The sequence below is a fragment of the Streptomyces albospinus genome, from assembly GCF_014648695.1.
Taxonomy (GTDB): domain Bacteria; phylum Actinomycetota; class Actinomycetes; order Streptomycetales; family Streptomycetaceae; genus Streptomyces; species Streptomyces albospinus.
The window spans coordinates 20337-42515 of sequence record NZ_BMRP01000052.1 but is presented as its reverse complement, the minus strand read 5'-3'; the positions used below and the strand labels follow the sequence as shown (position 1 = coordinate 42515).

Genomic DNA, 22179 nt, shown 5'->3' with positions numbered 1-22179 from the left:
CTCGGCATGCGACAGCGGCTGGGGCTGGCCGCGGCGCTGCTCACCAAGCCCCGGCTGCTCGTGCTTGACGAGCCGTCCAACGGTCTGGACCCGGCAGGCAAGAAGCACGTTCACGGTGTCCTGACCCGGCTCGCGGCGGAAGGCGCCGGCGTGGTGCTCTCCAGTCACCGGATGGACGACCTCGAGGCCCTGTGCTCCGACGTCACCATCCTCGCCACGGGGCGGGTCGTCTTCTCCGGGCCGCTGAGCAAGCTGACCGCCGAGGAGCAGGAACTCGACTACCGGGTACGCACCTGCGATGCGCACGCCGCCCGCCGACTGGCTGCCGAGGTGGCCGGGATCCGCCTCGTGGATGACGTCGGGGCACGGCACGACGCCCGGGTGCTCGTCGTGCGCGCGCCGGCGCCTGCCCTCGACGAACTGGTGGTGCGGCTGGTGCAGGCGGGCGTCGCGATACGCGAGCTCTCCCCCGTGGTATCACCGCTCGAGACAGCGTTCCTCGCCCTCACCGAACCTGAGGAGGCCGGGCGATAACCGCGACCCTCGCCCACGCCCAGCCCCACGGTGCTGGTACCCGCCGCGCCTCGGTGGTGCGTGGCTACCGCTTCGAGCTGGTCAAGCTGGTTGCGCAGTGGCGGATCCGCCTGCTGGTTCTTGCCTGCTGGATCGCGCCGGCGTTCTTCGTCGCCGCGGTGAGCCAACAGAGCACGCTGCCCGTCGACACCCTTTTCGGCCGCTGGATGCACGCCACGGGATGGGCCGGACCGCTGGTGGTGCTCGGTTTCGCGGGCACCTGGGCACTTCCGTTGCTGACCTCGGTGGTCGCCGGCGACGTGTTCGCCGTCGAGGACCGGCTCGGCACCTGGCGCCACCTGCTCGTGGCGGTACGGTCGCCCAGGCGGATCTTCGCCGCGAAGGCGTTCGCCAGCCTCACCGTCCTCCTGCTGCTCGTGGCCGGGCTGGCCTGTTCCAGCGCCGCCGGCGGCATCGCGGCGACCTTCAACGCGCCGCTCGCCGGGGTCTTCTTCGCGATGGAGCTGATCCTGCGGGACTTCACCGCCGAGTCCTTCGGCATGGTCGTCCTCGCCTCGGTCACCGCGAGCGTCATCGGCCGGGCAGCCTTCAGCAACACTCCGTTCCTGCACCTGCCGGCCTTCAGCGTCCAGCACGTGTCCGAGTACCTGCTCTTCGCCCTGCTCGGCGTCATCGCAGGCGCGGTCGGCGTAGCGTTCACGCGCATCCTGTACCGGATCGAGGACGCCTGCGACTTCGCCTGGCGCGGCCCCGAATGGGCCCGTCCCGCCGTCGGCGGCCTGCTCCTGGGCGGCCTGCTGCTGGTGCTGCCGCAGATGTACGGCGTCGGCTACCCAGTCCTGGAGAACGCCGTCAGCGGCAAGTACGTGATCGGCTTCCTGCTCCTTCTCCTGGTCGGCAAGATCACCGCCACCAGCCTCACCATCGGCATCGGCGGCTCCGGCGGGGTCTTCGCGCCCTCGCTCTTCATGGGCGCCATGCTCGGCGCGGCCTACGGCACCGCCGCCCATGGCCTCGCCCCGGGCATCACCGGACCCGTCGGCGCCTACGGGCTGATCGGAATGGGCGCCGTCTTCGCCGGAGCCGCCCGTGCCCCCATCACGGCCGTCATCATCATGTTCGAGCTGACCGGCGAGTATTCGATCATCCTGCCCCTGATGACCGCCATCGTCCTGGCCACCGGCGTCAGCCGGGCCCTGTCCCGCGACACCATCTACTCCCTCAAACTGCGCCGCCGCGGCATCGACCTCGACCACACCCCGACCAGCGCGCCACTTGCCGGAATCACGGCCAGCGCCGTGATGGAACCCGTGCCCGAACCCCTGTCCGGCACCACACCGCTGGCCGAGGCCCTCGACGCGCTCGCCCGATCCCCACATGGTGTCCTGCCAGTCCTCGGCGCAGACGGTGCCTATCTGGGCACCGCGACCGCCCGGAGCGTCGCCGAGACCCTGGCCGACGGCGCGCATGACGCCACCACCGTGGCCGCCATAACCCACCTTCCCAAGCCCGTCATCGCGGCCACCGAGCTGTCCGAGACCTTGGACGCCCTCGTCACCGCCGAAGGCGCGGGACTCCCCGTTCTCGACGACAGCCGCACCCGCCTCCTCGGCCGGATCACCCACCAAGCCGTCCTCACGGCCCTTCACCACGGCCCCACGGCAGAGCCGCAACCCGCAGCCCCGTAGGCCCTGCCGGTGTCCGTGCCACGTGCGGACACCGGCAACGAGGACGGCCCCCAGCACGCGCCGCAGGAACACACCCTCAACATTGGCTTCCTCAACCCCGGACAGGGCTCGTCCGCGCAGGTCGTCGTGGAGCTGACGGAGGAAGGGCCGGTCGCCCTCACGATGTCCACCGGGCGCTCGCCTCCGCTCCGCCCGGCCTCGCCGCCGACCCCGCGCCCGTGCCGACACCGCGGCGGCCTTCGTAAGCCCGCACCAACGACCGTTCCGGCGCCCGACCGGAACAGGCTGGAGCTGCAGGCGGTGCTGCTCACCGCTCCCGGGCCCAGCTCGGCGCGCGCCGCTGAGGGGAGAGGCGCCGGGATCGGTGTGAGACTGGGTGCGGAAGGGGTGATCCCGGTGCCGGACCCATCGCGGGCGCCAGCCGATCCCGGCGCCGCCGTGGACGAGCGTCTGCTGGGAGAGCTGATCACCGAGGCGCAGATCGTCCTCCCGGTGGATTTGCCCGCACTGGCGAACCGGTGCGCCGCGGCCCTCGGCCTGAACACAGCGCTGATCTACCTCGTCGACCTGCAGCAATGGCTGCTCGTCCCGCTCGACGAGTCCCTACAACCGCTGCCGGTGGACGCCTCGCAGGCCGGCTGGGCGTACCGCACAGTCTCCCCGCGGGTGACGGACGACGGCGACGCCCTGGTCGTGTGGGTGCCGCTGGTCGACGGTGCGGAGCGGCTGGGGGTACTGGCGGTGCGGACCACCACACTGGACGGGACGCGGATGCGCCGCAGCCGGATGCTGGCCGACCTGCTCGCGATGGTCGTCACCTCCAAGCACGCCTACAGCGACTGGATCGCCGCTCGCCCCCGCACCGCGACCATGCGGCTGCCCGCCGAGATACTGAGGGCCTTCCTGCCTCCCCGCACCATCGGCAGCAAGCAGTGCGTCTCGACCGCGGTGCTGGAGCCGGCGTACGACGTCGGCGGCGACGCCTTCGACCACGCGGTGGTCAAGCACGTGCTGCACACCATGATCCTCGACGGCATGGGCCACGATCTGGCCTCCGGTCTGACCACCTCGGTGGCCATGGCCAGCGCACGGAACGCCCGCCGCAGCGGCGCCGACCTGCCCGACCTCGTCGGCTCCGTCGACCGCGCACTCGCCCAGTGGCTGCCCGACCACTTCTGCACCGGTGTGGTGTGCCGACTCGACACCGACACCGGGGAGTTGCACTGGATCAACTGCGGCCACCCACCACCGCTGCTGATCCGTGCCATGCGCGTGCTCGACGGGGCGCTGGACAGCCCCCCGCAGCCGCCGATCGGCCTGCACCTCGAACTCGCCCCAGACGCCCGGCAGGTCCACGAGACCACACTCGAACCGGGCGACCGCGTCCTGCTCTACACCAACGGTGTGGTCGACGCGCGCGACGAGAACGGCGTCGAGTTCGGCCTCGACCGGTTCACGGACTTCATCATCCGCGCCTCCGCCGCCGAACAGCGCCCGCCCGAGGCGCTGCGCCTGCTCATCCACGCCATACTCGACTACCAGCACAACGGCCCGCAGGACGACGCCACCATCCTGCTCTTCGAATGGCACCCTCAACCCCCTGAAGGGGTATTGCGCTCCCCGCCGTCCTGACGGGCCGTGAGCCTGCGTGATGCGCTGGACACGACCACCGACCGAGGAGACGCCTGATGCCCCATCCGGCATCACCCGGCCGGGGCCACTGCTGTACGGCGTGCTCACCGGCCTCGCCATCGTGATCACCGCCTCGGCTCTCCTGGCCAAGAAACGACAACGGAGCGCCCGCCGCGGTCGTCCTGACCCGCCCGGATGACCGCGACGGCACGGGTGGCTGCCCGCTCTCGCCGCGGTGACCAACCCGTTGACCGCGGCGATAGCCGATGCCGATCGGGTCAGGCTCTACAAGCGTCGGCCGCACGGGCAGTCACTCGATGTGTTCCGCCTCGGCGGCGACGTCCCGTACGCCGCGCGGGCGTCCCGCCTTCACCCACAGGCGGTAGAGCAGCCCGGCGATGAGAAGCGCGGCTGCCAGCGAGGCGATGGGCTCCCCTCGGGCGAGGTTGACCGCGAGGGTGAAGCCGACCGCGAGTGCGCCTATGACGTTCAGGACCATGTGGCCGGGCTGCCTCTCGCGGGCGGAGAAGCGGGCCATGGCGACGAGGCCGGCGAGGAAGGACATGAACACCGACACCGCGTAGAAGAGCACGAGACGCTGGTCCTGTCCCCCGGCCGCCGTGATGACGGCTCCGGAGACGGCCAGGAAGAGGACCACGCCCCAGTACGGGGTGTGGTGGCGGTTGGTCGTCCCCCACAGCGCGGGCAGGACCCCCATGTCGCCCTGTTCCCCGTGCCGACGGGCGAGGGCCTTGAGCAGGCCGGGTCCTGCTTGGAACGAGGACGAGGCGGCGGAGAGCAGCAGCAGTGCGGTGACCAGCTGGAAGAGGGCGTGCAGGGCACCAGGTGCGGCCTGCTGGGCGAGGTCGGAGATCTGTGTGCTGTCGGCGGCGGGGATGCCGATGCGCAGGTGGACTGCTTCGGAGGTCAGGCCCAGGGTGATGGTGCCGACGATCAGGAGGGTCAGCCACAGGGTGATGCGGCCGAAGCGGCGTCGTCCGGCGTCGTCAAGCTGGCCGAGCTGGGCGATGGCGGAAGAGGGTGCCTCGACGCCGGTGGCCAGGGCCATGGCGACGGGAAAGGCAAGAGCGACGGCGAGGGGGGCGACGTGTCCGGCACTGTGGGTGATGGTGCCGGTGGGGTGGACGGGTGCTCTGATGCCGCCGACCAGCACGACTGTGGTGATGACGATGAAAGCGAGGGTCATGAGCGCGAAGACGGCTCGGCCGATGTGTCCGAACCAGGTCAGCGCGGCCACGGCGATGGTCAGGCCGAGGGCGAGTGGGATCCGCCAGGGGGCGGCGGCCGGGAGGTAGGCGATGATCGCGGAGGCTCCGGCGGCGGAGCTGATGGCGATGGTCAGCACGAAGTCGACGATCAGGGCGCCGATCGGGAGGAAGGCCCAGGCTTCGCCGAACGCCTCCCCGGCGGCGGCAGCTGCCCCGCCTCCGCCGGGGTATCGGGCGACGAGCTGGTGGTAGTTGACGATGACCAGCGCGATCAGGCCGACCACCAGGGTCATGGTCGGCAGTAGCAGGGCGAGGTCGCCGTGCAGGGCCCGCAAGGCGGCTTCGATGGCGTAGGCGACGGAGGAGACCGGGTCGGCCATCACCGCGAACGCGAAGGCGACAAGCAAGACCGGTCGGGCGTGCAGCAGACGGGCCGCGGTGCCGGTACGGCGGGTGATCTCCATCAGGACGGTTCTCCTGGTCCACGAAGGGCATGACTGCCTGCATCGCCGACCAGACTTCCCGGCACACCAAGAGGGACGTTAGCGCCTCCTTAACGCTATGCATACCGGTGGTCCGGTTTTTGCGCGAGCTGCGGCATGCCACACCGGAGAAGGGCCCTCTCACACCGGGCCCCCAACGTCCGCCACCTGAGCCCGCCCAGGCAGGGCGAACCCCCAAGCCTGCCTGTACCGGCACCTGCTGCGATCATGACAGGCACAGAACAACGCAACCATCAACCGCCACGCACGCTTGGAGAGTGATAAGTGACGTCGGGTATCTTCTACGGCCTCGTGGCGGGAGGGTCGGGCAGGGCCATCAGCATGCTGATCAGCGTCACCCGGCTGACGGCCGCCGCGAGCACTGCCGCCATCCGGGCTCCGGCCCGGCCGGCCAGAGCCAGCGCGAGGGCCAGCAACAGGTGGTGCAACAGCGGGGTCCTCCGCCCGTAGCGGATGGTCAGGCCCTCGACCTGCTCAACGAACGTGCGGCGCGGGCATGTTGCATGATCGCAGATGAGACGGCGCACCAATAAGTCGATGACCACCGGCCGACCGGCGACAGCGGTATCAGCGAGGTGCCGCTGATAGCGTCCGTGGACACGGTGCGCGGCCACGCCGCAGCTGGGGCAGTCCACGGCGCGGTTGTCCGGAGTGCGCGGGGTGACATGCACCGTGCCACCCTCCACGCACACATGCTCCACCAGCACCGTCTTCAGGTGCGGAAACACGATGTCCAAGAGTCCGTCACACATAGGTGACGATGCCAGGTAGTTGACGCTCTGTCACCCTCCACAAGAATCTTGCCTGAACCAATTTCAACGAGCCCTATCACCGGGCGAGGGCCTGGAGGCGGTGCGTTGCCGAGACCAGGCCGTTGCCGGGCCCGGCCCGGAGCTGGAACTCAGCCCCGGCGACGGCCTGGCGCCAGGCGCCGTCTCCCGGCCGGTGCTCGTTGACGTGCTCTTTGGCCTGGTCGACCAGCGGGGCGAGGTGCCCCTTGAGGGTGCCGATCTCACCACGGAGGAGGAGGCACTCGTCTTCCATGTGGCCGCCCTCCTTCGGACCGGCCACTCCCCCACGGATGACGACCTGGCGGACGAGCTGGGCGACGAAGTCCGCCCCCTCCTCCAGTCCCTCCTTGGTAAGGGCTGGCTCGTCATCGAGAAAGAGCGGGAGCTGACCTTGCCGACGATCGCGCGGCATGCAGTGTCCAGCCGGAGGGACGTTGGAGGCCCATGAGCGCGGGAGGTGTCCGTCAGCCCGTCCGCGACGCTGCCGAGCAGGGCGAAGACAGGGTGTAGGTGACGGTGGCGGGGAGGGCCGTCGATCTCGTACTCGGGGCTGGCGGGGAGCTGCAGGAGTTCGGTCTGCTCGGTGGTGAGGCGCAGGGTGACCCTGTTCGTGGTGGTGGCCTCGTAGCCGTCGACCGTGGCGCCGTCGGGATCGATCTCGGTGACGGTGAGGTCGAAGCGGTCCCCGCGGCGCAGGTGCAGCTGCATGTTGGCAGCGACATCGGCACGGGTACGCAGGCGCCGGACCTGCGGGTCCGGCGGCAGTCGCTGGGGGACCTTCACCTGGTAGGTCTCGCCGATCCGGATGTCCTGGATACGCATGCCAGCCTCCTGAGCCCCTCTCCAGCCTCCCCTGGAGCACCACCAAGCCGACGCCACCCGGGCCGTCTCCTCGGGAACTCCGCCGATCCGTCGCACGCTCGCGCGAATACCCGATGTGCGCGAGTTCGGGAGTCACCTGTGCTGGGGGGCGTTATCGCGGCCGTCATCAGCGACCGCGCCGGGGGCGAGGGCGACGGTGCCGAGGAAGGCGGCTGCGGCCAGGACGGTCGCGACGGCGGTGCGGGCGTGGTTCACGCGGACTCCCTTGTGGCTCGGGAAGGCGGGGCGCTCGTGCGCCCGCCGAATCGACCGGTCGGTCGGGACGGTGTCCGTCGTACAACCGCACCGCAGGGCGGGAGGCCACGCGGTGCCGTCCTGGTTCATCCCATCGGGGTCGGGGCGGGCCGAACGCGCCACCGGCGGGACCGCCGCGCCCGGGGCCGCATGGGAGGCGAAGGCTACGTTCAGCCCGCGAGGACGGCGGCAGCGACTCCCGAAGTCATAGCGAACCCAGTCGTTTGGCCTTCTGTCTCAGCGAACCTGGTCGTGCGGGTGATCGTGCCGGGGTGGCGGGTGGCTGTATCGGCTGGAGATGGGTTTCGATCCCTCGGTGATCGGGGTCGGCTCTCAGCCGTTCTGGCCGCACTGGCACGACGGTGTGCGTGAGCGGCGGCACGGCGCGGACTACTCCTGCGCCGCACGGAGGCCGGGACACCGGTCCTGTGCTTGCCGGGGGCGGCCTGCGGTTCCAGAGCCTGGCCCGGCCGAGAGGACCTCTCGCCAGTGCTCGGCCGATGTGACCAGGTCTTGGCCGACATGGGTGAGGAATCGTCCCATGTCGGCGAGTCGCATGCCGGCGGGTGTGGTGGCGCCGAGTGTCCGGGCGCCCTGGTGGGCGGCCTCGGCGAGCAGCGCGTTGGTGTTGGCGCTGGCGAGCATGGCCCGGAACCAGACGTCGTCGTCGATGACGTAGCGTTCGTGGCGCTTTCCGGGGTCGCGTTCGCGCCGGATGAGTTCCTGCTCTTCCAGGTAGTGCACGGCCAGGGAGATCGATGCGGGGCTGACCCGGAGGCGCTGCACCAGTTCTGCCGCGGTGCGGCTGCCGGTGTCAGCGGCGTACAGGCAGCCGAGCACTCTGGCTGCCATCTTCGGCAGTCCCGTCTGGACGAACAGTGCGGTGAACTGTTCCTCGAAGTCGCGCACCACCTCCGGGTCGCGTCCGTAGGCGTCGGTCTCGGCCGGCGGCGCCTGTGTCGGGGTGGGTGTGCGGCGGCGGGCGCGCCGCTCGGTGGCCCGGTGCGCTTGGTCCGCCCGGTAGGCGGTGGGTCCGCCGTTGCGGGTGACCTCCCTGGTGACGGTCGAGGTCGGCCGGTCCAGGCTCCTGGCGATCTCGGCGTAGGCGAGCCCTTCGGCCAGTCCCTCCGCGATGCTTCGGCGTTCCTGGTGGCTGAGCCTGCCTCCTGGCATCGGCGTTCTCCCCGTCTCGGTCCATCTAGGTCCCGTCCGTCGATCAGTGTGCGTTCATATCCATCTCATTGCAACAAGCGAGAAACTGCGGTGCATTCAACATCAAGGTCATTGCAATGATTGCGAGCCATCTACCTTGGCAAATACGAAACTTCGCCGATGTATTGCTTGACTGAATATCGAACGCAACATAGCTTTCAGTGCGTACCGAACACCGATTGCGGCGCGGCCGACACCGCCTCGCGAACCCGAGAGGAACGACGTCATGAACAAGATCCAGGACGCTCTTGAGCAGGTAGTGGCCGAGGGCCTGCCCGGCATCGTTGCCGAGGTCCGCGACGGCGACCGGAGCTGGTTCGGCACGGCCGGGGTGGCCGACATCGAGACCGGGCGCGCACGCACCCAGGGCGAGCAGTTCCCCATCGGCAGCCTCACCAAGGCGTTCACCGCCACCGTGGCCCTCAAGCTCGTGGACGAGCACCGGCTGCGTCTGGACGACACCGTGGAACTGTGGCTGCCCGGTCTGGTCCAGGGAAACGGCAACGACGGCAGCGTCATCACCGTCAGGCACCTGCTGCAGCAGACCAGCGGCATCGTCAACTACGCCTTCGACGACCCGGACATGATGGACCGCTACGTCACCACCGGGTACCTCACCCACCGCTTCGACAAGTGGACCCCCGAGCAGCTGATACAGATCGCCATGAAGTACCCGCCCTACTTCGCGCCGGGCACCGCCTTCCGCTACTCCAACGCCAACTACATGCTCCTCGGCCTGATCATCGAGCGGGCCAGCGGCTGCAGCTTCGCCGAGGAACTCTCCCGGCTGATCCTCCACCCGCTCGGCCTGACGGGGACCTACCTTCCCGGCACCCAGACCACCATCAGCGGGCCACACCCCCGGCTGTACACGAAGCTGCCGGCCGGTGACCCCGACGCCAAGGTCTACGACGTGACCGAATGGGACTCGTCGCTGGGCTGGGCCGCCGGCGGCATCGTCTCCACCACCGGCGACCTCGGCCGCTTCTTCACCGCCCTGCTCGGCGGCGAACTCTTCTCGCCCGCCCTGCAGGCCGAGATGTGGGCCACCGTCTCGACCGAAGGCGCGGGCTGGATCCCCGACACCAGGTACGGCATGGGCACCTTCGAGCAGACCTTGCCCAACGGCGTCACCGTCTTCGGCGGCGGTGGCGCACTCAACGGCTCCTGGACCTACGTGATGGGCACCCGTGACGGCAAGCGCCTGGTCGTCTGCAACGTGAACGGCGACTGGGTCAACCCGATCGCCGCCTTCTTCAAAGTACTCGAAGCGGAATTCCTCCCCGCCGAAACCCGGTGACGCACCCGACCGCGTTCCCTGCCCCTCCGCTGCGCTTTCAGCCATCCCGGGGCGGGCCGCTGACCGACCCGGGAGCGCTCGTCCCCACCCGCCCATTTTCTTACGGCCCCGAGTGGAAAGGGCTGGTCGCGACCCTGGAGAACACACTCCTGCTGCACGATCACCCACCCGGCAGTCTGGTCGAACTCGACCGCTACCTCCGCAAACGGACCGACGGCATGATCGGGGTCCCTGTCCCACGCGATCCGAGGAGCCGCGTTCGACGCCATCCTCAGCGGCACCGAACGCGTGACGAAGGCGACGATCGACACGATCCCTCTGGACCACGCTGCAGAGACCGCGGCTCCGGTTGCGCCGCCGGCGGAGTGGGCTGGAATCAGCCAGGAGTTGTTCCAGTAGTTCGGGCGGGCGCCCGGCCCCGGCCCCGGCCCCGGGCACGTAACCGCTGCGCGTTCTGCATCGACATGCACACCAAGGACGCCCGCCATGCCGGCGAGAGCGAGGAGCGCATCTCCCTGGTGGCGGCCTTCGACGAGGCGCCCGAGTTCTTCAGCGAGAAGGAGCGGGCGGCCCTGGCACTCACCGAGGCCGTAACCGTGCTGACCGACGGCTTCGTCCCCGACGAGGTCTACGAGCGAGTCGCAGAGCACTACGAGGAGAAGGAGATCGCCCAGCTGACCGCGCTGATCGCCGTAATCAATACCTGGAACCGACTCAACGTGACCGCCCGCACCCCCGGCGGCCACTACAAGCCCGGCCAATACTGATATCCGCTCACCCGGACGGACCGCTGTCCGTGGACAACATCCCGGCCTTGAGAGATACCACACTCCAAACCCCACGAACGAAAGAACGACTTTCAGCCCCATCGAAGCCCGCCCCGCCCGCCAACTCAAGCGTGGCAGCTGCGTCGTAGGCGGCGAGGGTGCAGTAGAGGGTGGAGCGTCCGACGCCGAGATGCCGACCACTGACGCTCTCGTGCCGCCGGTGACCTGCCCCGCCGACCGGGCCGCGCCCGCCAGACAGTCGCCGGCGGCCTGACCGGGCCTCAGCCACTTTTCGCAGGTCACGGGGTCGTGGCGCCCTGTAGTGATCTCGATTGCCGTTCGGTTGGGCGCGGCCACCATGAGCGGCATGGAACCGGAGCTCACCGAAGATGAGCCCCGGTAACCTTCTGCATACCTTCTCCGTCGATCTTGTCGCCGAGCGGCACCGTGACCTGGTGACGCCTGCGCGTCACCATCGCCCACCGGGTTGTTCGTGGGCCACGGGCGAACGACGATAGAAATACGCAAATCGGTGGCCTGGCTTCCGGGCCTGGGCTGCCGCTCGACCTGTGCGAGGGAGCGGCACGGTGGCGAGGTCTCCTGAGGAACGCGGAGTCCCGCACAGCACCGGTGCGGGGGGCAGGTTGCTGCCCGTGCTGCCTGCTCTGCTGCTGCTCATCGGCCTCCTCTTCGGCCTCTTCACACCCCGCAATGTCAGGCCGGAGGCCTTCCTCGCCACGGCCACGGTTGCTGCCGCCGCGCTGCTGCCCCTGTGGGGGACCGTGCTCACCGGAGTGGGCGCGTGCGCCATCTTTGTCGGCCTGATGGTGGACTTCAACGATCTGCGGGATGCGACCGCCTACTCCGAGCTGGCCACCCTCGCGGCGATCGCGGCATTCGCCGTCTTCCTCAACCGCCTGCTGGACCGACGCGCCCATCAGCTGGTCCAGGTCCGCTCAGTGGCCGAGACCGCCCAGCTGGCGGTGCTGCACCCGGTACCGCGACACCTCGGGCACGTCACGCTCGAGAGCCTCTACCTGGCCGCTGCGGCTGAAGCCCGGATCGGCGGTGACCTGTACGAGGCTATACACACCCCCCACGGCGTACGACTGCTCATCGGCGACGTACGCGGCAAGGGCCTGCTCGCGGTGCAGACGGCCGCGACGCTGCTCAGCGCCTTCCGCGAGACCGCCCACGACGCGCCCGACCTGCCCCACCTCGCACGCCGCCTGGAGACGAGCATCAGCCGCCACGCCTCCCAGTACCCGGGAGTCCCGGGCTCGGAGATCGCTGAACGTTTCATCACCGCGCTCCTCGCCGAGATCCCGGACGACGAACCAGTCGTCCAGACCGTCACCTGCGGCCACCCGCCCCCGCTGCTGCTGCACCACGGCGAGGTCCGGGAGCTGCAGCCCGCCGCTCCCTCGCCGCCGCTCAACCTGGGCATGCTGGTGAGCGACGGGTACCACGTCGACCTCGCCCCCTTCCTCCCCGGAGACCAGCTCCTGCTGTACACCGACGGGGTCACTGAGACCCGTGACCGCTCCGGCGCCTTCTACCCCCTCGCCGAACGGATCCGCTCATGGAGCAGCGAGACACCCCACCAGCTCCTCGACCACCTCAACCGCGACCTGATCGCCTACAGCGGCGGCGACCTCGACGACGACATTGCTGCCCTCGTCGCCCGGCGGCGCCCGAGCCACTGAACCTGAGATGAGGCTCTGACCTGCGCAGGATTCAGGCGCCAGAACTCGTTCGGCATGTCCTCGTACGCGGTGCGCAGGGCGATGGCCACGGTGCAGCCCGGCACCATGACCACCACACCACCCAGTCCATGGTCACCGTGAATGGCACAACTGCCCCTGGACGTACTCATCCTGCGTGGCAACCAACACCAGGATCCCCTCGCGCTCCTGCTGCCTGCTGACGCTGCACGAGGCACGCGCGGCGGTCGAGCTGCTGCAACTACTCAGTGCCAGCAACGGCGAAGGAGCGTACGCGGCCCGGCACCTGGCGGGGAACCTTGCCCGCCGGATCCCGGCGTAGAAATTCTGCTCCATCAGCGGCCAGATCCTGCGGACGGCGGGTGGAGGCATATCGGCCGCACATACCCCCGCCCTGCCACGGGGCCGGCCACCGGTCGCCACCCGTGGGTTGGGTCTCAGCCTCTGTGCTGCGGCTGGGCGAGTCCTGCCGGGTCGATCTCGAAGAGGAACGGCTCCTTGATGCGGGTCACGGTCCCCGGGAGGGCGGTCGCCGTTTCGACGTACCGGCCGCCGTCCAGCTCGCTGACGATCAGGCGCGGGGCCGGGTCGAACTCCAGACGCCAGTAGTGCGGGACCGCGGCTTCCGCGTACAGCAGGGGCTTGATCTTGCGGTCCATCGTCTTGTTGCCGGGTGAGACGAGCTCGACGACCAGCTGTACCGCGTCGGCGTCGAGGCTGACGCCGTCCTCGGCGGTCGCGCCCGCGTCGGCGACGACGATGTCCGGCACGACCAGCCCGGACGGCAGGATCACGTTGATGGCCTCCAGCACTTCGACCGGGGCGCCGGCAGCGCGGGCGGCCGCGTCCAGGGCGACGTGGAGCCGGAAGCTCGCACGCTGGTGGCGCAGGCCGGGGGCGGGGGACATCACGAGCGACTCCCCCAGCAGCTCGTAGCGGACGGTCCGGTCTTCGGGCAGGGCCAGGACGTCCTCGACGCTCCAGGGCCCGTGGTGCGTAAAGCTGGCAACGCTCATCCCTTCACCTCCATCACGTACTGACAGTCTGGCCTACTCCGACAGCCAGTGTCTGCCTCCCCACCTCCGGCATTCCCGTGCTGCCACGGGCCCGGCTCTCGGTGAGCGAGCTCTCGGCCCACCGAGATGCACTCCCGAGATCGGCTAGGGAAGAGCCGAACGCCTTGAGGAGCCTGGCCGCCATAACCGGCTCCGTCCCGTCAAGCGCGGCCTCGACCGCCACCGCCTGGACCACCGCGAGAGGCGACACGGCCGTCACCGGCACGGACGCGAAGGAATGCTGGCTGAAAGGTCAGCCCGCCGGGGAAACACCGATCATCATCGCGCGGTCCCGACCCTGACTTACGCCGCGCAGAGCCAGAGCCTTGATGGCTCGTCTCACCGGCTGGGCGTGGATGCGGTGGCGCAAAAGGGGGGCGCCAGCGAGCTGGAACGACAACCGATTCGGCTGATCCGGGACAGTGACGTAGAGTTCAGCGTGCCGTCGCGGGGTGGAGCAGCTCGGTAGCTCGCTGGGCTCATAACCCAGAGGTCGCAGGTTCAAATCCTGTCCCCGCTACTTGATGTGAGGGGCCGGTGGATTCTTCCACCGGCCCCTCACTGCGTACGCAGTCGCCTCGGTTCCACTCCTGCGATCGGACGGACCGCTCCCGTCGGGCCGTGCGTGTCAGACCGTCGGGTAGCCGGCCGCCTTGAGGCCGTTGTTGAGCTGCTTGACGGCGCGCAGCATGTCCGCCTCGCGGCCGGTCAGTGGGCTGGCGCCGCCGGCCAGTGCTTCCGCGGCCAGCGCCGGATGCACGAAGCGCAGGCCGGCGTGGACGCGGCGGATCTCATCAAACAGTTGTTCGGGCGGGGAGTCCTTCACGACGTATCCGGCCGCGGGCGCGACCATCGCCCTCGAGAGGTAGCCGGGTCGGCTGAAGGTCGTGCAGATGATGGTGCGGCAGCCGGGCAGCGCTCGCTGGAGGTCGGCGGCGACGGTCAGGCCGCCCCTGCCGGGCATCTGTACGTCGAGCAGCGCGATGTCGGGCACGGTCCGCTGCGCGGCGGCCAGCACCTCGGTGCCGGTGCCGACCTCGGCGACCACGTCGATGTCGGGCTCAAGTCGGAGCACGGCCGCGAGAGCGCCGAGTACGAGTGCCTGGTCGTCGGCCAGCAGGACACGGATCATGTCGGTTCGGCTTCGTGCGAAGGTGCGCGGTAGATCGCCGGGTACGGCCCGCGGGCGATGGCCCGGAACCCGCCGCCGGGGGCGGGCTCGTGTTCGAGGGTGCCCGACACGGCGGCCAGCCGTTCGGTGAGGCCGTTCCCGGCGCACGCCCCGCCGGTGGAACTGCCGTTGTCGGTGACCTCGACCCTGTCGGGCCCGAGGCGGATGGTGCACAGTTCGGCGTCGGAGTGCCGCAGCACGTTGGTGACCGCCTCTCGCATGAAGTAGCCGAACACCTCGCGCAGCTCGGCGCGCACGGCGTCGGTCGCGGCGGGCAGTTCGGCCCGGACCACGGCGGCATGCAAGGCCATGCGGGCGCCGGCGAGTTCGCTGTCCAGCGACAGCGTGCGGTAGCCCGAGATGGTGGCCCGTACATCGGACAGCGCCGTGCGCGCCATGTTCTCAAGCTCGGTGACCTGGTCGACGGCGAGGGCTACGTCTGCGGAGGACCCCAGGATGCGCCGGGTCAGACCCAGTTGGACCGTCATCGTGGAGAAGGTGTGGCCGAGGATGTCGTGCATGTCCCGGGCGCCCCGTTCCCGTTCCTGGTGCGCGGCCAGCCGCTTGACCTGCTCGCGTGCGGCCCGCAGGTGACCGATCGTGAAGTTGAGCGCGAAGACGGTGCCGAGTGCCGCGGTCACGCCGACGAGGAGTGCCACCTGCGCCCAGGCCACCTCTCCCTGGGCGAGGCGCGCCCAGACGATCTGCCCCAGCACTGTGACAAGGCCGAGCAGCAGCGCATGTCATCTATGTCCTGAGGCCACACACGACACTGCCCATGGCCACGAGCGAATGAGTGTCCGGCTTCGGTCATGCAGACCCTCGTGAACCCTGTCATCGACCAGGGGCGAGGCATCGTCACCCGCTACGAGAAGGCGGCAACCATCTACCCGGCCGGACTTCACATCGCAGGCATCTTCCCCTGGTCCGCCCGGCGATCCAAACGAAAGTTCGTAGAGAAATTTGTGAGACGTACGCCCTCGGCGAACAGTCAAAATGGCCTCTGACCTGGGCATTTGACTTGATTACTAGAATCGAGTCCCATTCTGACAGGATGTACGTCCTGTACATTTTTCACAGAGCGAGAGGAGCAGCCATGCTGCGACCCGCGGCGCGCTACGTCCTGCCGGAGTTCACCGAACGCACCACCAACGGGACCCGGACCATGGACCCGTACTCCAAGCTGCTCAGCGAACGGATCGTCTTCCTGGGCACCCCCATCGACGACGCCTCCGCCAACGACGTGATGGCGCAGCTCATCCACCTCGAACACGCCGCTCCGGACCGGGACATCTCGCTGTACATCAACTCCCCCGGCGGCTCGTTCACCGCGATGTGCGCCATCTACGACACGATGCGCTTCGTCTCCTGCGACGTGGAGACCGTCTGCCTGGGGCAGGCCGCCTCCTCGGCCGCGGTCCTGCTGGCCGCCGGCACCCCCGGGAAGCGGCTGGCACTCCCCCGGGCCCGGGTCCTGATCCACCAGCCGTCGTTCGGCGAGCCGGTCCAGGGGCAGACCAGCGATCTTCAGATCAAGGCGGAGGAACTGCTGCGCACCCGCGACAAGTTGGCGGAGATGCTGACCGAGCACACCGGGCAGCCGCGCGAGCGGATCGCCGCGGACATCGAGCGCGACAAGATCTTCGACGCCCCCGCCGCCCAGGAGTACGGCCTGATCGACGGGCTCACCCGCGACCGCAAGCGGTCCGCCGCGCGGCCCGTGGTGCGGTGAGCCGCCGTGCTGCCACCGGAACCGCCGCCGCTGCCCGCACTGACCCGCGCCGAGGGTGATCTGATCGACTGCTATCTGGCGGCCCTCGACCTGCTGGGACGGATCAACCCGGCCCGCGGCAGCTCCACATACGGCAGCCTGCGCGCGGCCCAGGCCCTGGTCGGCAAGGCCACGGAGCTGCGGGACGCGCTGACGCTGATGCACAACCGCGGCGAGAGCGAACTGCACCACGAGACGCTGGGCCGGGCACTGCGGGTGCTGGACGGAGAGCGCCGGGCCGGGCGTGTCGCGGTGCCGCCGCAGGAGGAGATCTGAGGCGCCGGCGCGACGCGCGCGGCGGACACGCACAGGACACGAACGACTCCGCATCGCGCATACGGCGTAGCGTCCGCGGCTGCGGTAAGGAGGCGAGAAATTGCGCGGCGCATCGGGATTTCCGCTGTCCCTAGGGCTTCGCCGCTGGTCCCGGCCTCAGCGACACGCCCGTCGCCGCGCCGGAGCGACAAAAATCCCCCATTGGCACTAAATGTGACCAATGCCACATAGGGCAATTTCAGCTCGGAAATCGGGGAGTGGTTGCGTGACGATCCCTTCGACGACAAGACCCCGCCACAGCGACGGGGCGGTCCGGACGGGCTCCTGATCCCGCCGTCGTCCGGATCACCGGCTGACGAAGGGTTGCGCATGACCATGCGCTTACAGGTGCCGCATCTCCTGATGCGTGCCGGCGCCGTGTCCGCCCTGGCACTGGTCACAGTGGGCGGCACGGCGACGGCCCCGGGAGCGACCGAGGCGGTGTCCGTGTCCGCCACGGCACTGCGGATCGCCGCCTCCAAGAAGGGCGCTCCCTACGAGTACGGCGCCCAAGGACCGGACAGCTTCGACTGCTCGGGGCTGACGCTCTATTCGTACCGGCGGGCGGGGCGGGCGCTCCCCCGCACCGCGGCGGAGCAGTACCACCACACCAAGCATGTGTCGCGCGCCGCCCGCAGGGACGGCGATCTGGTCTTCTTCCACTCCCGCAGGGGCATTTACCACGTCGGCATCTACGCCGGCGGAGACCGGATCTGGCACGCGCCCAAAACCGGCGCGGTGGTCCGTCTGGAGCGGATCTGGAGCCGCACGGTCTGGTACGGGAGAGTGCGCTGAGCTGCGGCGACGCCTTATGCCCGGTCAATTGTCAGTGGCCCCGGGTAATTTGGCGAGGTGATCTCGGAACTGACCGCACTGCTGACGGCCGCGGCCCGCGGAAGCTATCCGCCCGCCGACGGTTCGGTGACGGTGCTGCCGCCGCCCTCCCCGCGCGATGTGGGAGTGGTGTCCTTCACGGCCCATGCCGTGGTGTTCGCCGATGTGACGGAGTCCTGGGTGCGCGAGCGGATACGGCCCGGGGACCTCTCCGCGCCGCTCTGCCCGCCGTTCCTGGCCGCGCTGGGCGAGCAGGCGGGCCGCGAGGTCAACAACATCGACATGCTCACGGTCGCCGAGGCGCTCCCCGGCCGGCCGCCGTTGGAGCTGACGGAGACAGTGGACCGCGGCCACCCCCGAATAGTCCGGGCCCTGCGGCACCGTGACGCCGTGCGGGCCTGGACGACCGCAGGCGGCGGGACGCTGGTCATGGGCCGCGGTGTCGGCGGCCGATGGGAAGTGGCCGTCGAGGTGGCCGACGACGCCCAGGGCCGCGGACTCGGCCGGGAGCTGGTGCGGGCCGCCCGGCATCTGGTGCCGGCGGGCGAGTTGCTGTGGGCGCAGGTGGCCCCGGGCAATGCGCGCAGTGTGCGCGCATTGCTGGCGGCGGGCTTCCGGCCGGTGGGGGCGGAGGCGCTGCTGGTGCCGCACGGAGCGCGCGGCCAGGGCCGGTCGCCGCATTCCCGTCGTCGCCCGAAGGGCGGGGCAGACGGGCCTGTGACGAGCGGCGCCAGGGTGCTCAGGCGACGACGAGCTCGACGAGCAGGATGCCGCCCAGGACGGTGAGCAGAGCGCCGGTGGTGGCCTGGAGGGCGCGGGCCACGAGCGGGCGGCGCAGCCAGGTGCCCAGCCGGTCGACGAGCAGGGCGACGGCGGGGAACCACACCAGCGCCATGGCCACGACCATCGCGGCCAGCAGCAGCGTCCGGGGCAGCGCCGGCGCGCCCGCCGGTACGAACTGCGGCAGCAGGCTGAGGAAGAGAACGGGGGCCTTGGGATTGAGCGCATTGGTCAGAAAGCCCTGGCGGAGCATCCGCAGGGCGCCGGGGCCGGGCGCGGGCCCGGCGAGGACGGCCGCGGGGACAGCCGGGGGTACGGCCGCGGGTGCGGCCGGGCGGCGCAGGACCGCCGTCAGCGCGCGAATGCCCAGGTACAACAGGTAGGCACCGCCCAGGAGTTGGACGGCGCCGAAGAGTGCGGGCACGGCCACCAGCACCGCCGCCAGGCCGGCCGCCGCCAGTGCGGTGTGCACCAGCAGCCCGCCCGCGACGCCGACGGCGGTCGCCACCCCCGCGCGGCGCGAGTCGAGGGCATTGCGCACCACGACCGCGAAGTCCGCGCCCGGCAGGGTGACCATGCCCGCGGCGACTCCGGTGAAGGTGATCAGCTGTCCGTCCATGAGGCCATCGTCACCGACCTGAGCCTTTAATAGGTATTGGCAATCTTCTATGTGAGCCCAAAGAGGTTCTTAATGTTCGACCCCACGCGGCTGGCCGCTCTGGTAGCGGTCGCGGAGGCCGGTTCGATCACCCGGGCCGCGGCCCGGCTCGGCTACACGGCGCCCGCGCTCTCCCAGCAGCTCGCCAAGCTGGAGCGCGAGACCGGGGCGGCGCTGCTGGTGCGCCACCACCGCGGGGCCCGGCTGACCGCGGCCGGCGAGCTGCTGCTGGTCCGGGCCCGCCGGGTGCTCGACGAGCTGGATCAGGCGCGGCACGAGCTGTCCCGGTTGGCCGGGCTCTCCGGCGGCCGACTGCGGATCGGCACGTTCATGACCGCCGGTACGCATCTGCTGCCGCCCGCGCTCAGCTCGTTCCGGCGCGCCCACCCGGACGTGGAGCTGAGCGTGACGGAGTACGTACCCCCTGAGGGCACGGAAGCGGTGGCGGTCGGCGAGGTCGATCTGGCGCTGACGCATGAGTATGTGCCGGGCGAGGCGATGCCACCGCCGGACGGGGTGCGGCTGGAACCGCTGCTGACCGAGGAGTTGGTGCTGGTCACCGCGCCCGGCCATGCCCTGTCGGCGGGTTCCGGGCGGCTGCCGCTCGCGGAGTTGGCCGGGCAGCCGCTGGTGAGCACGGCCCCGGCCGACCCCAACCGGCGTGCGGTGGAAGCGGCGTTGGCCGCCGCCGGGGCGAGTGTCGCGGTGCGCTGCGAGTCGCCGGACTATGCGGTGGTGTGCGCGCTGGTGAGCGCGGGGCTCGGGGTGGCGGTGGTCCCGGAGATGATGGCGGCCGGCTCGGTGACGCCGCTGGGCATCCGCCACTTGGAGCCGCCGGAGCTGCGCCGCCGGATCTCGGTGGCCTATCGCCCCGGTGGCGGGACCCCGGCGGCGGACACCCTGCGCGCGCTGCTGCGCGGTGCCTTCACCGGCCACCCGGCTCGCGGCGCCTCGGCGCCATGACGGTCGACCACCGCCGGCCGGGGCGGGTTCAGGGCACCGCCACCGTCCACGGCATCGCGATCCAGACGGTCTTGCCGCCGGTGTCGGTCGGCTCGACGGAGAGCCGGCCGCCGTGTTCCGCGGCCAGGCAGCGGATGATGACCAGTCCCCGGCCGTTGTCCTGCTGGACGGCGGCGGGCAGCCGGCGCGGCCAGCGGGGATGGCTGTCGGTGACGCCGATGCACAGCAGTTCGTCGCGGTCCAGCCGCAGCTCGACGGTGAAGGTCGGGGACTGGCCGAAGGTGTGCTGGACGGCGTTGGTGGCGAGTTCGGAGACGATCAGCCGGACGGAGTCGGCGGTGTCGGAGGTATCGGGAAGGCCCCACTGGGTGAGGACGTCCAGCACGTGTCTGCGGGCAGTGGAGACCGAGGCTGGGTGGCTCGGCAGGGTGAGGGTGGATTCCTGGTGGTCTGCCATGGCGACGCCGTCCCTTTCCCACCGAGGCTCGGCTCCGGCCCGCCGGGAAGCCGAGATGCCGGTCGGGACGCCGACGGCCTCGGATGTGTACTGTGCGCCAGACTGCCACCCATGCTGCCGGTGTGGTGGACGATCGCCCAAGATATACAGAGTTCTATCGCTGTTCTATCGCCCGATGCGGTGAACTCTGCTACGAGAGACCGTATTTGGGGCAAACGAGGCGTTCGTGACGGTGGTTCGTCCGTCCGGGCAGCGGTGCCGCGTACGGCGCCGGACCGCCGCCCGGACCGCTCAGACCTGCGGCGCGGTGGCCACGATCGTGTCCACCGCCGCGGCGATCTGGTCATCCGTCAGATCCGCCCGGGCGGTCAGCCGCAGCCGGGAGATGCCGTCGGGCACGGACGGCGGCCGGAAGCAGCCGGCGACGAGCCCGGCCGCACGGCAGTCGGCGGCCCAGCGCACCGCGGCTTCCGGGGAGGGGGCGCGTACGGAGACCACCGCGGCATCCGGGCGGACCGCCGCCAGGCCCGCCGCGGTGAGCCGGGCATGCAGTTCCCGCGCCACCTGCCGGGCCCGTGCGGCGCGTTGCGGTTCACGCTGGAGCAGCCGCAGCGCGGCGAGCGCGCCGCCGGCCGCGGCCGGCGCGAGGCCGGTGTCGAAGATGAACGTCCGGGCGGTGTTGACCAGATGCTCGATGACCCGGGCCGGGCCCAGCACCGCACCGCCCTGGGAGCCCAGCGACTTGGAGAGCGTCACGGTGGTCACCACATCGGCGTCCCCGGCGAGTCCGGCGGCCCGCAGTGCGCCGCTGCCCCCGTCGCCCAGCACGCCCAGCCCGTGCGCGTCGTCGACCAGGAGGGCCGCGCCCCGGGACCGGCAGGCGTCGGCGAGTGCGGGCAGCGGGGCGGCGTCGCCGTCGACGGAGAAGACCGAGTCGGTCACCGCGAGCGCCCGGCCGTCGTGACCGGTCAGCGCGGCGCGCACGGCCTCCGGGTCGGCGTGCGGGGCCACTTCGGTGCGGGCCCTGGAGAGCCGGCAGCCGTCGATGAGGGAGGCGTGGTTGCCCGCGTCGGAGACGACCAGGGTGCCGCGGGCGGTGAGCGCGGTGACCGCGGCGAGGTTGGCGGCGTAGCCGGAGGACAGCACCAGCGCCGCCTCGAAGCCGCAGAACTCGGCGAGTGCGCGTTCCAGTTGGGCATGGAGTTCGGTACTGCCGGTGACCAGCCGGGAGCCGGTGGCGCCGGCGCCCCAGCGGTGGGCGGCCTCGGCCGCGCCGTGGGCGACCTCGGGGTGCCGGGCAAGTCCCAGGTAGTCGTTGCTCGCCAGGTCGAGCAGCGGGGAGTCGGCGGGGCGGGGCCGCAGTGTCCGGACGAGACCGGCGCGGTGGCGTTCGGCGCGTGCGGTGTCGATCCAGTCGAAGGCCGCGCCGGAGGCCGGCCGAGGGGCCGCGGCGGGCGTCGCGGGCGGGGTGTCGTACAGCAGCGACGGGGCGGGGTCGTGCGGCATCGGCGTCCTTCGTCCGGCGGCCTCGAAAGCGGGCTTCATATCGGCCGTGATTGTGGGCTGTCGATAGACGTTAGCGGTCGTTCTGCGGGGAGACAGTGTGGTGATACACACACCCCGATCGGCGCGCATTGTGGGAATCCTCCTTGGCCGGGAGGCGGGGCGTACGCCAGGAT

21 protein-coding genes, 1 tRNA gene and 3 pseudogenes are annotated in these 22179 nt (G+C 70.5%); 14 read left to right on the top strand and 11 right to left on the bottom strand.

Features of this window, described 5'->3' with window-relative positions:
- The 4 genes and pseudogenes from IEZ17_RS36225 to IEZ17_RS36215 form a co-directional block, all read left to right on the top strand.
- The coding region (locus IEZ17_RS36225; protein ID WP_373300050.1) for an AAA family ATPase at window positions 1-534 on the top strand (534 nt) is incomplete at its 5' end.
- The gene (locus IEZ17_RS36220) at window positions 531-2222 is read left to right on the top strand and encodes a chloride channel protein (protein WP_189307789.1); all 1692 of its coding nucleotides are present in this window, start codon (window positions 531-533) and stop codon (window positions 2220-2222) included. The genes IEZ17_RS36225 and IEZ17_RS36220, both read left to right, overlap by 4 nt.
- Window positions 2223-2231: 9 nt before the next feature.
- Window positions 2232-2369: pseudogene (locus tag IEZ17_RS44020) on the top strand (DUF6295 family protein); the annotation flags it as partial.
- 249 nt (window positions 2370-2618) lie between these two features.
- A complete protein-coding gene (locus IEZ17_RS36215) occupies window positions 2619-3854 on the top strand; it encodes a PP2C family protein-serine/threonine phosphatase (protein ID WP_189307787.1) in 1236 nt (411 codons plus the stop codon).
- A gap of 310 nt (window positions 3855-4164) precedes the next feature.
- Here the strand turns inward: IEZ17_RS36215 and IEZ17_RS36210 are convergent, their stop codons facing one another.
- From IEZ17_RS36210 to IEZ17_RS36195, 5 genes are all read right to left on the bottom strand, one after another.
- Window positions 4165-5547, bottom strand: a complete 1383-nt coding sequence (locus IEZ17_RS36210) for an amino acid permease (protein ID WP_189307776.1) — start codon at window positions 5545-5547, stop codon at window positions 4165-4167.
- Between the two features lie 320 nt (window positions 5548-5867).
- Window positions 5868-6314 carry a transposase family protein gene (locus IEZ17_RS36205; RefSeq protein WP_229852984.1) on the bottom strand — a complete coding sequence of 149 codons (447 nt, stop codon included), beginning with the start codon at window positions 6312-6314 and terminating at the stop codon, window positions 5868-5870.
- A gap of 100 nt (window positions 6315-6414) precedes the next feature.
- Window positions 6415-6789, bottom strand: a complete 375-nt coding sequence (locus IEZ17_RS36200; protein ID WP_189307775.1) for a DUF6415 family natural product biosynthesis protein — start codon at window positions 6787-6789, stop codon at window positions 6415-6417.
- 542 nt (window positions 6790-7331) lie between these two features.
- Window positions 7332-7454 (bottom strand): hypothetical protein, encoded by a 123-nt coding sequence (locus IEZ17_RS44015; protein ID WP_268249884.1) that lies wholly within the window; start codon window positions 7452-7454, stop codon window positions 7332-7334.
- A gap of 429 nt (window positions 7455-7883) precedes the next feature.
- On the bottom strand, window positions 7884-8666 hold the full coding sequence (locus IEZ17_RS36195; protein ID WP_189307773.1) for a GbsR/MarR family transcriptional regulator: 783 nt from the start codon (window positions 8664-8666) through the stop codon (window positions 7884-7886).
- Between the two features lie 265 nt (window positions 8667-8931).
- Here IEZ17_RS36195 and IEZ17_RS36190 point away from each other — a divergent pair, with 265 nt between their 5' ends.
- The 4 genes and pseudogenes from IEZ17_RS36190 (at window position 8932) to IEZ17_RS36175 (ending at window position 12818) form a co-directional block, all read left to right on the top strand.
- Window positions 8932-10005, top strand: coding sequence for a serine hydrolase domain-containing protein (locus tag IEZ17_RS36190; protein WP_189307771.1), 1074 nt, complete (start codon window positions 8932-8934; stop codon window positions 10003-10005).
- 440 nt (window positions 10006-10445) lie between these two features.
- Window positions 10446-10772: pseudogene (locus IEZ17_RS43370) on the top strand (carboxymuconolactone decarboxylase family protein); the annotation flags it as partial.
- A 653-nt stretch (window positions 10773-11425) separates the two neighbouring features.
- Complete coding sequence (locus tag IEZ17_RS36180) at window positions 11426-12478, top strand: PP2C family protein-serine/threonine phosphatase (RefSeq protein WP_229852981.1); 1053 nt, start codon at window positions 11426-11428, stop codon at window positions 12476-12478.
- Window positions 12479-12653: 175 nt separating this feature from the next.
- Window positions 12654-12818, top strand: a complete 165-nt coding sequence (locus IEZ17_RS36175) for a hypothetical protein (protein WP_189307769.1) — start codon at window positions 12654-12656, stop codon at window positions 12816-12818.
- A 115-nt stretch (window positions 12819-12933) separates the two neighbouring features.
- Here the strand turns inward: IEZ17_RS36175 and IEZ17_RS36170 are convergent, their stop codons facing one another.
- Window positions 12934-13512: a Uma2 family endonuclease gene (locus IEZ17_RS36170; protein WP_189307767.1), complete on the bottom strand. Its 579-nt coding sequence runs from the start codon at window positions 13510-13512 to the stop codon at window positions 12934-12936.
- A 485-nt stretch (window positions 13513-13997) separates the two neighbouring features.
- On the opposite strand from IEZ17_RS36170, the gene IEZ17_RS36165 reads away from it, so the two are divergent.
- A tRNA-Met gene (locus IEZ17_RS36165) sits at window positions 13998-14071 on the top strand.
- A 108-nt stretch (window positions 14072-14179) separates the two neighbouring features.
- On the opposite strand, the gene IEZ17_RS36160 is transcribed toward IEZ17_RS36165, so the two are convergent.
- Together IEZ17_RS36160 and IEZ17_RS36155 are read right to left on the bottom strand one after the other, a co-directional pair.
- Window positions 14180-14683, bottom strand: a complete 504-nt coding sequence (locus IEZ17_RS36160) for a response regulator (RefSeq protein WP_229852980.1) — start codon at window positions 14681-14683, stop codon at window positions 14180-14182.
- On the bottom strand, window positions 14680-15438 hold the full coding sequence (locus IEZ17_RS36155) for a sensor histidine kinase (protein WP_229852979.1): 759 nt from the start codon (window positions 15436-15438) through the stop codon (window positions 14680-14682). The genes IEZ17_RS36160 and IEZ17_RS36155 overlap by 4 nt, the downstream gene beginning before the upstream one ends.
- Window positions 15439-15818: 380 nt before the next feature.
- Between IEZ17_RS36155 and IEZ17_RS36150 the strand changes: the two genes are divergently transcribed.
- The 4 genes and pseudogenes from IEZ17_RS36150 to IEZ17_RS36135 all read left to right on the top strand — a co-directional run.
- Window positions 15819-16454: an ATP-dependent Clp protease proteolytic subunit gene (locus IEZ17_RS36150; protein WP_189307765.1), complete on the top strand. Its 636-nt coding sequence runs from the start codon at window positions 15819-15821 to the stop codon at window positions 16452-16454.
- Window positions 16455-16460: 6 nt separating this feature from the next.
- Window positions 16461-16769: a hypothetical protein gene (locus IEZ17_RS36145; protein WP_189307763.1), complete on the top strand. Its 309-nt coding sequence runs from the start codon at window positions 16461-16463 to the stop codon at window positions 16767-16769.
- A gap of 369 nt (window positions 16770-17138) precedes the next feature.
- Window positions 17139-17603 carry a C40 family peptidase gene (locus IEZ17_RS36140; RefSeq protein ID WP_189307761.1) on the top strand — a complete coding sequence of 155 codons (465 nt, stop codon included), beginning with the start codon at window positions 17139-17141 and terminating at the stop codon, window positions 17601-17603.
- A 57-nt stretch (window positions 17604-17660) separates the two neighbouring features.
- A pseudogene (locus IEZ17_RS36135) lies at window positions 17661-18287 on the top strand (GNAT family N-acetyltransferase); the annotation flags it as partial.
- Between the two features lie 94 nt (window positions 18288-18381).
- Here IEZ17_RS36135 and IEZ17_RS36130 read toward each other — a convergent pair.
- Entirely contained in the window at window positions 18382-19041 is a 660-nt protein-coding gene (locus tag IEZ17_RS36130; RefSeq protein ID WP_189307757.1) for a LysE family translocator, read from the bottom strand.
- Between the two features lie 72 nt (window positions 19042-19113).
- Between IEZ17_RS36130 and IEZ17_RS36125 the strand changes: the two genes are divergently transcribed.
- Window positions 19114-20043, top strand: a complete 930-nt coding sequence (locus tag IEZ17_RS36125; protein ID WP_189307755.1) for a LysR family transcriptional regulator — start codon at window positions 19114-19116, stop codon at window positions 20041-20043.
- A gap of 28 nt (window positions 20044-20071) precedes the next feature.
- On the opposite strand, the gene IEZ17_RS36120 is transcribed toward IEZ17_RS36125, so the two are convergent.
- Together IEZ17_RS36120 and IEZ17_RS36115 are read right to left on the bottom strand one after the other, a co-directional pair.
- Window positions 20072-20500 carry an ATP-binding protein gene (locus tag IEZ17_RS36120; RefSeq protein ID WP_189307753.1) on the bottom strand — a complete coding sequence of 143 codons (429 nt, stop codon included), beginning with the start codon at window positions 20498-20500 and terminating at the stop codon, window positions 20072-20074.
- Window positions 20501-20791: 291 nt separating this feature from the next.
- Complete coding sequence (locus tag IEZ17_RS36115) at window positions 20792-22006, bottom strand: 8-amino-7-oxononanoate synthase (RefSeq protein ID WP_229852983.1); 1215 nt, start codon at window positions 22004-22006, stop codon at window positions 20792-20794.
- Between the last annotated feature and the right edge of the window lie 173 nt (window positions 22007-22179).